Source organism: Thauera aminoaromatica S2, assembly GCF_000310185.1.
Lineage (GTDB): Bacteria > Pseudomonadota > Gammaproteobacteria > Burkholderiales > Rhodocyclaceae > Thauera > Thauera aminoaromatica.
Genome location: NZ_AMXD01000304.1, coordinates 1 through 825 on the forward strand (window position 1 = coordinate 1; position 825 = coordinate 825).

General features: G+C 75.4%; 1 protein-coding gene. It reads left to right on the forward strand.

Annotated features, from left to right (window positions below; all coding sequences use genetic code 11):
- A partial coding sequence (locus C665_RS19755) for a CheB methylesterase domain-containing protein (RefSeq protein ID WP_004330700.1) occupies positions 1-645 on the forward strand: 645 nt, incomplete at its 5' end.
- Positions 646-825: the final 180 nt, after the last annotated feature.

Here is an 825-nt window from a genome sequence, read left to right on the forward strand (position 1 = left end):
CGCCCGGCCGCGGCGACCGCGATCGTGCCCGCCGCCGTGGCGCCCGCGCGCGCCGAGGCCATGGCCGAGACCACCGACCGCATCATCGCGCTCGGCACCTCCACCGGCGGCACCCAGGCCCTCGAGGCGGTGCTGCGCGGCCTGCCGCGCACCGTGCCCGGCATCGTCGTGGTGCAGCACATGCCGGAGAAGTTCACCGCGATGTTCGCCCAGCGCCTCGACCAGGTGTGCGCCCTCGAGGTGCTCGAGGCCCGGGACGGACAGCGCGTCCTCCCCGGACGGGTGCTCATCGCACCCGGCGGGCGCCACATGACGGTGCGGCGCAGCGGCGCGCAATACCTCGTCGAGGTGCGCGACGGCCCGCCGGTGAACCGCCACCGCCCCTCGGTCGACGTGCTCTTCCGCTCGGTCGCCCGCTGCGCCGGGCGCAACGCGCTTGGCGTGATCATGACCGGCATGGGCGACGACGGCGCCCGCGGCCTGCGCGAGATGTTCGACGCCGGCGCCCAGACCATCGCCCAGGACGAGGCCAGCTCCGTGGTCTTCGGCATGCCCAAGGAAGCCATCCGCCTCGGTGCGGCCACCCGCATCCTCGCGCTCCAGGCCATCGGCCCCGCCATCGAGCAATACACCCGCGCCAGCTGAGCCCCCGCCCCGCGGTGCGACGTTTCCGCAGGAGCGACGCGGGACGGCGACCCCCCCGCCGCGCGTCCTCGCCGTCCCGCACGCAGCGATCGCGACTTGCGTCGCTCCTACGGTGCGGCTGCGGGTGCGCGCTGGTTTCTGTGGGAGCGACGCGAGTCGCGATCGGGCGGTTCGGCGGCG